Below are 7,848 nucleotides of genomic sequence, written 5' to 3' on the forward strand. Positions count from 1 at the left end.
CGTGGACCCACCACACCATAACCGCGAGGCGGTCGGCCGACCCCGCCCGGCCGGCCCCGACCTGACCACGTACGACCTGGAACTGTCCGGCCGATCACTCTGCAGCAGCTGCATGAGGCCGGCCATCGCTGGCCGCCCGGCACCGGGCGGGCTCCGTTCGAGATCGAGACCGGGGCTGAGATCGAGACCGGGGCTGAGATCGAGACCGAGGCTGAGACCGAGGTCGAGGCTGAGACGGAGCCCGTGAACGAGGGCGCCGATTCCTGACCGCCACCGGCGGATGGCGCCGGGGGCGGTGCCGGCTGTTCAGCCGATGTGGTGCTGGTCGAGCCAGGTGAGGGTGTGGTCGGCGAGTTCGGTCCAGCCGTGGTCGACGGTGAGGGAGTGGCCGCGGTCGTCGAAGCGGTGGTAGTCGGTGACGGCGGGGGACTTGCGGTACTGCTTGTGGGTGGAGCGGGTGAGGACGTCGGGCACGGTGTGGTCGAGCTTGCCGGAGAGGAGGAGGAGCGGTCCGCGGCTCTCGTTGCGGGTGTCGACCTTGGCGGGGGAGTGCGGGGCGAAGTTGCTCAGGGCGAGCTGGAAGAGCGGGCGGGCGGGGCTGGGGATGGTCCATTCGTCGAAGAGCTGGTCGGATTCCTGCTGGGAGACGGCGTTGGCGAACGCGTAGCGGAACTGGGCGGGGTCGAGCGAGACGGCGCGCTTGGTGTTGCCGGGGTTGCGCAGGAAGGCGAAGGCGGACTTGGCCTGGGCGGGGCCGACGGCCTTGACGCCCTTGATCTGGCCGGGGCAGATCGCGACGGCGGCCCGGGCGAGGTTCTGGCCGAGGAGGTGTTGGGCGATGAAGCCGCCGACGGAGTGGCCGACGAGGACGGGCGGGGTGTCGAGGTCGCGGATGATCCGGGCGTGGTGGGCGGAGATCTCGGCGAGGCCGATTCCGCCCTGGGGGTCGGGGTTCCTGCGGGCCTGGGCGACGGTGGCGGGGACGCCGGGCCATTCGGGGAGGATCGGTTCGTAGCCGGCGTCGCGGAACCGGTCGGCCCAGCCCTGCCAGCTCGTGGAGTGCAGCCAGAGGCCGTGGATGAACATGACCGGGGTGCGGTTGCTGGGCATGGCGGGGTCTCTCCTGGTGCGTGAGGGCTGGGGATCGGATCGGTGGCCGGTCGGGGCGCGGTCGTTCGATCCAAGAAGTAGAAAGAGCGTTCTCTCTGCTCCTCCAAGGTAGAACGATCCTTCTGCTAGCGTCAAGCCATGACGACGAGAGATTCCGCGCCACCGCGCACTCGCATCCTGGCCGCGGCGATGCGGCTCTTCTACGCGCAGGGCGTGCGCGGGGTGGGCATCGACCAGCTGATCCGCGAGTCGGCGGTCGCCAACGCGACCTTCTACCGGCACTTCCCGTCCAAGGACGACGTCGTGCTCGCCTACGTCCACGAGCACGACCGCCTCTTCCGTGCGGCCGCCGCCACAGTGGCGGACCTTCCTCCGCGCGAGGCCGTGACGGCCCTGTTCGCGGGCATCTCCGACGAGTTCTGCGCACCCGGCTTCCGAGGCTGCCCGTTCATCAACGCCGCCGCCGACTACCCCGACCCCGACCACCCGGTCAGCCGCGCGATCCAGGAGCACATGGACTGGTTCCGCGCCCTGCTGACCGACCTGCTCGCCGCCGCCGGCCACCCCGACCCCGACCGGGCGGCCGACACCCTGCTGATCCTGCGGCACGGCGCGATGAACCAGAGCCGCTTCACCGCCCCCGCGGCGGTGCGCGAGGCGCTGACGGCCGCCGTGGACGCCGTCCTCGGCTAGGAAGCAGGCAGAGTGCGCCACCGGTGGTGGCGCACTCTGCCCTCCCGGCCGCTACGCCCGGCGTGCGTGCCGTGTGCGTTGCGCGCGTCGCCGGAGCCGGGGCCGGCCCGGGTGGTGGAGGGTGGTCACCCTCCCGAGCGGTCCTGGCGCAGGCGGGCCGAGGCGAAGGCGGCGATGAGCCAGCCGAGGCCCAGCAGCGCGCCGCCGCCGAGGCCGACCGTGGCCACCGGGGCTCCGGCGCTCGCGAGCATCAGGGCGGGTTCCTGCACGGCGGGTGCCTGCACGGCGGTGTCGCGCGGGGGAACGGGCGCGGGGTGGGTGCCGGCGGGGTGTTCGGCGGCCGACGTGTCACCGGGGGCGGTGCCGTCGGGGTGGTTGTCCCACTGGCCGGGCCCGGGGTGGTGGTCGCCCCAGCCGCCGTGGCCGCCGGAGTTGTGGCCGTCGCAGCCGCCGTGGTCCTGGTCCTCGCAGGGAGTGCAGGCCACGATCGTCACGGTGTTGCTGGTCGCCGTCACCGGGGTGCCGTCGGGGGTGGTGCCGGTGACGGTCGCGGTGTCGGTGATCTTCCCGGCCTGCACGTCGCTCTCGGCGGTGGAGTACGTCGCGGTGCAGGTCGTGGACGCGCCCGGGGCCAGGGTGGTCACCGGGCAGGAGACGGCCGGCGTGCCCGGACCGGAGTCCGTCACGGCGAGTGAACTGAGCGTCGTGTCACCGGTGTTGGTGACGGTGAAGGTGTAGTGCAGGGCCTGGCCCGCGGCGGAGAACGAGGTCTCCTGGACGGCCTTGACGATCTTCAGGCCGGCGTAGGGCACGGTCACCTTGTTGCTGGTCGAGGTGACGGTACGGCCTCCTGGAGCGGTCCCGGTCACCTGCGCGGTGTCGACGACCTTGCCTGCGGCGACGTCGGCGTCGGTGGTGACGTAGGTCGCGGTGCAGTTCTCCGAGGCGCCCGGTGCGAGCGGGCCGGCGGGGCAGGTGACGGTCGGCGTGCCGGGGCCGTTGTCGACCACGCCGATGTTGGTCAGCGGCTGCGCGCCGGTGTTGGTGACCGCGTAGGTGTAGTGGATGGTCTGCCCGGCGGCGGTGTACTGAGCCTCGGTGGCCTTCTTCACCACCGTGATCGCGACCAGCGGGGTGTTCACCTTGTTGCTGGTCGTGGTGACGGTCTGGCCGCTGGTGTCGGTGGCGGTGACCTGGCCCTGGTCGGGCACGTTCTGGGCGGCGACGTCCGCCGCCGTCGTGACGTAGGTGGCCTGGCAGGTGGTGGACTGGCCGGGCGCGAGCTGGTTGGTTCCGCAGCCGGAGACGGTGACGCCGGGCGTCAGGTCGGTCACCGTCACGTTGGTCAGTGCGATCTGGCCGGTGTTGGTGACGGTGTACGTGTAGTTGAGGGTCTCGCCCGGGGCCTGGAAGTTCGGCTGGACGGCGGACTTGGTGATGGTCAGCGCCCGCAGCGGCACGACGACCTGGTTGCTCGTCCCGGTCACCGTCTGGGTGCCGACGGTGGCGGTGAGGTTCGCCGTGTCGGTGATCGTGCCCGTCGTCGCGTCGGCGGCGGTCGCGGTGTAGGTGGCGGTGCAGTTCTCCGTGGCGCCGGCCGCGAGCGGGCCGGGCGGGCAGGTGACGGTCGGGGTGCCGGGGCCGGTGTCGGTGACCGCGACGTTCGTCAGCGGCACCGGGGCGTTGTTGGTGACGGCGTAGGTGTAGTGGATGGTCTGCCCCGCGACGAACGAGGCCTCGGCCGCGGACTTGGTGATCGTGGGGGCGGGGACGTTGACCAGCACGGTGGTGGTGCAGCCCGTCGCGGTCGCGCAGGTGCCGCCGGCGATGGTCGGCGCGACGTTGTTGGTCAGCGCGAAGTTGCCGGTGTCCGGGTTGTTGACCGTGACCTGGTAGGTCACGGTCGCGGTGGACCCGGCGGCGGGCGGCGCCGTCAGCGTGCCCGACCAGGTCAGGGTGTTCCCGGTCACCGTCGCCGTTCCGGAGCTGGCGGTGAGGGAGCCGGGCACGATCGTGCCGTCCGTCAGTACGGCGGAGAGGTCGTCACTGAAACCCGCGTAGGTGGCGGGGTTGGTGCCGGTGTTGGTGACGGTCTCGGTGTAGGTCAGGGTGTCGCCCTGGTTCACCGGGCCGGTGGGGGAGACCGACTTCGCGACGGTGTAGGAGGTGCCGGCCGGCAGGTTGCAGTTCCCGCTGTCCTGGGTGGCGGAGGCGCCGAAGAAGGGGACCCCGGTGTTCACAACCGTCGTGGTGGGGATCTCCGCGGTCGAGGGGCCGGCCGGGATCGAGTTCAGGGTCTCGATGGTGCCGCTGGCGCGGAACGCGTAGACCTGGCCGCCTGACTGGGCCAGGCCGTAGACGGAGCCCGGCACGTTGCCGATCTCGGTGATCGTGTTGTCCGGGTGGATGCGGAAGAAGTCGGTGGGGTGCAGCGTGCCCGGATCGAACGCGGCCCCGATGACGTCGCCGTCGGGCAGGGTCAGGAAGTCACCCGAGGAGACCAGCCCGGCCGGGAACGAGACGGGGAGCAGCGCGCTCACCCCGGTGGTCGGGTTGAGCGTCCAGATCTGGTTCGAGTAGAACGACCCGAGCAGCAGGCTGCCGTCCGGACGCGCGCCCAGCGCGTTGGTGGCGTACCCGGGAAAGTTCGCGGCCGGACCGGTGATCGTCACCGACGCCGTCTCCGCACCGGTGGCCGCGTTGATCGTGTACAGCACCGGCGGCAGGGTGTTCCAGCTCACCCCGTACAACGTGGTGCCGTCCGCACTCCACGCGATGTCCCCGTAGTCCCGCACCAGCGGCACACTCGCCAGCTGCGTACCGGTCGGGCTGTACTCGAAGAGGTGGTCGTTGCCGCCGCCGGAGTTCCCCCAGATCGGTACCGGCGGACAGGTCAGCGCCCGTGTCCCGGACCTCCCGTCCGCACCGTCCGCCGGCGAGGCGGCCTCAGCCCTGACGAACGATGCGTCCCGTGCCGGGGAGGCCAGCGCCGAACCGCCTCCCCAACCCGCCGTCATGCCGATGACCGCCAGCCCGATCGCCGCGGCGAGCTTGCCGCGCGACCGGCCGCGTCTGATCCCTGCCATACCGTCTCCGTTCCAGTCGGGCGTGATCACCACAGGGCCCCACGCCACAGAATTTTGATAACACGAAGTGTTTTTGTGAACACTTTGAGTAACTTGACATGGGTTGGCCCGGCCCGCCATCCGTGCCCGAACTGGCTGCGTCCGCCGGATGTCGGCCACCTGGCCGCATCGCGGCCCCTCGCGTAGCGCCCCGGCTGCCGGGATTCTTCGGCCCGCGCCGAAGAATCCCCGACCTACCGTCGATTCCCGTGAACACCATGACGCCTGACAGCACACGCACCGACGCGCGCACCGACGCGCCCACCGATGGCTCGGTGGGCGCGGACCACGTGGTCATCGCGCCGAGCATCCTCTACTTCGGCATGCCCGTCGTCCTGCTCTCCACGGAGAACGAGGACGGCACCGCCAACCTCGCGCCGATGTCCTCGGCCTGGGCCCTCGGCCAGGTGATCGTCCTCGGCATGGGGGTCGAGGCGCAGACCGCGCACAACCTCCGCAGCCGACCCGAGCTGGTGATCAACCTGCCCGAGCCGACCCAGTGGCCGGCGGTCGAACGACTCGCGCCGCTCACCGGGCGCACCCCCGTACCCGCGAACAAGCAGGACACCTTCCGGTTCGAGCGGGACAAGTTCGCGGCCGCAGGCCTGCGGGCCGAGCCCTCCGAACTCGTCCGGCCGCCCCGGGTCGCCGAATGCCCCCTGCAACTGGAGGCCCGTGCCGCCCGGATCCAGCCCGACGCCTCCGGCGGGTTCCTCATCGTCGAAGCCCACGTGCTCAAGGTCCACGCCGATCCGGGCATCGTCGTCCCCGGCTCCCAGCACGTCGACCCGGCCCGGTGGAGCCCGCTGATCTACAACTTCCGCCACTACTACGGACTCGGCCCCGAGCTCGGCCACAGCTTCCGCACCCAGACGCCCCGTTGAAGCCGTTCTGCCGTCCTGCCTGTCAGCCCCAGCTGTCAGGGTGACGGGCATGGACCTCGACACCTTCTGGCAGATCATCGACGACACCCGCGCCGAAGCCGCCGACGAGAGCGAGCACGCCGACGCGCTCACCGAACACCTCGCCGGCCTGACGCCCGACCAGATCGCCGACTTCGACCGGCACTACGCGCAGCAGAAGGCCCGCTCCTGCACCTGGCTGCTCTGGGGCGCGGGCTACCTCATCAACGACGGATGCAGCGACGACGGCTTCGACTACTTCCGCGACTGGCTGATAGGCGCCGGCCGCACCCTCTTCGAACAGGCCCTCGCCGACCCGGACAGCCTCGCCGAACTCCTCACCCCCGACCAGGAGGATCTGGAGGCCGAAGACCTCGCCTACGCGGCCACCCATGCATACCGCCAACTCACCGGCAACGACCTCCCCGACAACGGCATCGCCTCCGGCCCCCCGACCGGCGAACCCTGGGAGGACGAAGACCTCCCCACCCTCCTCCCCCACCTGTCAGCCCGCTTCGCCGACTAGCCCCCCGCCCGCCTCCCCATGCCCGGCGCCGTTTCCGCCTCAGGGAATTATGTAGACCGACCGTCATATTCCTAGCCCCAGCCCGCCTGGGGCGTTGCGCAGGGGGGCTCGCGCCTGCCGCGAGCCGAATATGCAGACCGACCGTCATCGAAGATGGTCGGCGGACGGCACGGGGGAGAGAATTCTGCGGGCCGTCCTGGCTGACGCCGATGCCGAGAGCCGAATCGACTGGGGCATGGTCAGCGTCGATTCCACGACTTGCCGCGCTCATCGGCACGGCGGCTGGCGCCTCACCCCTCCCCGAGGGTTCCGGGTCAGTGGAAGGAGACCGGCACGTCACCGTTCTGATGAGGCCCTAAGTGCTCGCGAGGCGGTCTCACCTGCAAGATTCACCTTGCTGGGGAGGGCGGGTGTCGCCCGCTCGGATTTGTGATCACGCCCGGCCAGTGGGGGGCGCCGCAGATGATTCCCGTGCACCCGGATAGTGGCGGCGAAGTTCGCTGAGTACGCGCTCGTCGACAGCCCTGACGTCCCACAACGAGCTGTCTACTTCGGTCAGGGCGATCACCACCCCGTCCCCGGCGAACCCAAGTGCTTCGGCGTCGATCAGTTGGAGGAAGGGGGTCGTCAGCGACAACAGCGTCAACGTGTCCATGCCGCCGTCGGCAGACCGTCTCTCCATCTCGACGCAACGAGGATCGACGATTGCGTCGAACTCGACGCGCCACTTCAGGCCCAGGCCGAAGCTGCCCAGGCGGACCAGTAGCTCAGCCAGCGTCACGTAGTGCTCTCCGTGCCAGGCAGGAAACGTGATCCCCTTCATCCCCGCCTCTGCTTCGGCTGTATTGCGTGACAAGCGCCCCCCTTCGTTCAACTGCAAACACTAGATCGCGGCCCTGACCAGCTCACACGACCCATCGGACAGGCCCTCGCCCCCGCCCGCTGGACGTCACACGCCGCCCCGCCCGAGACTCCCCATGCCCGGCGCCGTTTCCACCTTAGGGAATTATGTAGACCGACCGTCATATTCCTAGCCCCAGCCCGCCTGGAGCGCTGCGCAGGAAGTCGGCCAGGCCGACTTCCTGCGCGCAGCAGGGGAGGGGGTTCACGCCTGCCGCGAGACGAATATGTAGACCGACCTTCATATCCTGCGCTGCCCACGGTGGATTCCGCACAGGAAGTCGATCAGGCCGACTTCCTGTGCGGACCGGAGGGAGAGGCCGCGCTCGCCGGGCGCGTAGCTATGTAGACCGGTCTTCATATTCTGCGCCCACCAGTCCGGGCTTGGGCTGCTGCGCAGGAAGTCGGCCAGATCGACTTCCTGCGCGCGAGCGGGGGTGCTCATGCTTGCCGCGAGCCCAACTAGGTAGACCGGTCGTCATATTTGGTTCGCTGCTGGGTGGGTGTCGCGGGGGAAGTCGGGCTGGGGGACATTCGGGGGGGGGGGGGGGGGGGGGGGGGCGCGGGGGGGGGGGGGGGAGGAGAAAGAAAG

The 7,848-nt window shown here is 70.3% G+C and carries 7 protein-coding genes and 1 pseudogene; 4 read left to right on the forward strand and 4 right to left on the reverse strand.

The window, feature by feature from the left end; translation table 11 throughout:
* Window positions 1-306: 306 nt before the first annotated feature.
* Window positions 307-1,110 (reverse strand): alpha/beta hydrolase, encoded by an 804-nt coding sequence (locus tag AB0O19_RS10800; RefSeq protein WP_363619062.1) that lies wholly within the window; start codon window positions 1,108-1,110, stop codon window positions 307-309.
* Between the two features lie 138 nt (window positions 1,111-1,248).
* Between AB0O19_RS10800 and AB0O19_RS10805 the strand changes: the two genes are divergently transcribed.
* The gene (locus tag AB0O19_RS10805; RefSeq protein WP_363619064.1) at window positions 1,249-1,803 is read left to right on the forward strand and encodes a TetR/AcrR family transcriptional regulator; all 555 of its coding nucleotides are present in this window, start codon (window positions 1,249-1,251) and stop codon (window positions 1,801-1,803) included.
* 125 nt (window positions 1,804-1,928) lie between these two features.
* Here AB0O19_RS10805 and AB0O19_RS10810 read toward each other — a convergent pair whose 3' ends face one another.
* A complete protein-coding gene (locus AB0O19_RS10810; protein WP_363619066.1) occupies window positions 1,929-4,889 on the reverse strand; it encodes a hypothetical protein in 2,961 nt (986 codons plus the stop codon).
* Between the two features lie 257 nt (window positions 4,890-5,146).
* Between AB0O19_RS10810 and AB0O19_RS10815 the strand changes: the two genes are divergently transcribed.
* The 3 genes and pseudogenes from AB0O19_RS10815 to AB0O19_RS10825 all read left to right on the forward strand — a co-directional run.
* Window positions 5,147-5,812: a flavin reductase family protein gene (locus AB0O19_RS10815; RefSeq protein ID WP_363619087.1), complete on the forward strand. Its 666-nt coding sequence runs from the start codon at window positions 5,147-5,149 to the stop codon at window positions 5,810-5,812.
* A gap of 49 nt (window positions 5,813-5,861) precedes the next feature.
* On the forward strand, window positions 5,862-6,356 hold the full coding sequence (locus tag AB0O19_RS10820) for a DUF4240 domain-containing protein (RefSeq protein ID WP_363619067.1): 495 nt from the start codon (window positions 5,862-5,864) through the stop codon (window positions 6,354-6,356).
* A gap of 349 nt (window positions 6,357-6,705) precedes the next feature.
* Window positions 6,706-6,830, forward strand: a pseudogene (locus AB0O19_RS10825) (IS5/IS1182 family transposase); the annotation flags it as partial.
* Here AB0O19_RS10825 and AB0O19_RS10830 read toward each other — a convergent pair.
* A complete protein-coding gene (locus AB0O19_RS10830) occupies window positions 6,790-7,179 on the reverse strand; it encodes a hypothetical protein (protein WP_363619068.1) in 390 nt (129 codons plus the stop codon). The pseudogene AB0O19_RS10825 and the gene AB0O19_RS10830 sit on opposite strands and share 41 nt — an antisense overlap.
* Before the next feature lie 318 nt (window positions 7,180-7,497).
* Entirely contained in the window at window positions 7,498-7,701 is a 204-nt protein-coding gene (locus AB0O19_RS10835; RefSeq protein ID WP_363619069.1) for a hypothetical protein, read from the reverse strand.
* Window positions 7,702-7,848: the final 147 nt, after the last annotated feature.

This window comes from Kitasatospora sp. NPDC091276 (assembly GCF_040684355.1).
Lineage (GTDB): Bacteria > Actinomycetota > Actinomycetes > Streptomycetales > Streptomycetaceae > Kitasatospora.

Coding starts and splice junctions, on each gene's coding strand:
- AB0O19_RS10830 (WP_363619068.1), bottom strand. CDS start 7,179: ATGAAGGGGATCACGTTTCCTGCCTGGCACGGAGAGCACTACGTGACG.
- AB0O19_RS10820 (WP_363619067.1), top strand. CDS start 5,862: ATGGACCTCGACACCTTCTGGCAGATCATCGACGACACCCGCGCCGAA.
- AB0O19_RS10815 (WP_363619087.1), top strand. CDS start 5,147: ATGACGCCTGACAGCACACGCACCGACGCGCGCACCGACGCGCCCACC.
- AB0O19_RS10805 (WP_363619064.1), top strand. CDS start 1,249: ATGACGACGAGAGATTCCGCGCCACCGCGCACTCGCATCCTGGCCGCG.
- AB0O19_RS10800 (WP_363619062.1), bottom strand. CDS start 1,110: ATGCCCAGCAACCGCACCCCGGTCATGTTCATCCACGGCCTCTGGCTG.
- AB0O19_RS10810 (WP_363619066.1), bottom strand. CDS start 4,889: ATGGCAGGGATCAGACGCGGCCGGTCGCGCGGCAAGCTCGCCGCGGCG.
- AB0O19_RS10835 (WP_363619069.1), bottom strand. CDS start 7,701: ATGAGCACCCCCGCTCGCGCGCAGGAAGTCGATCTGGCCGACTTCCTG.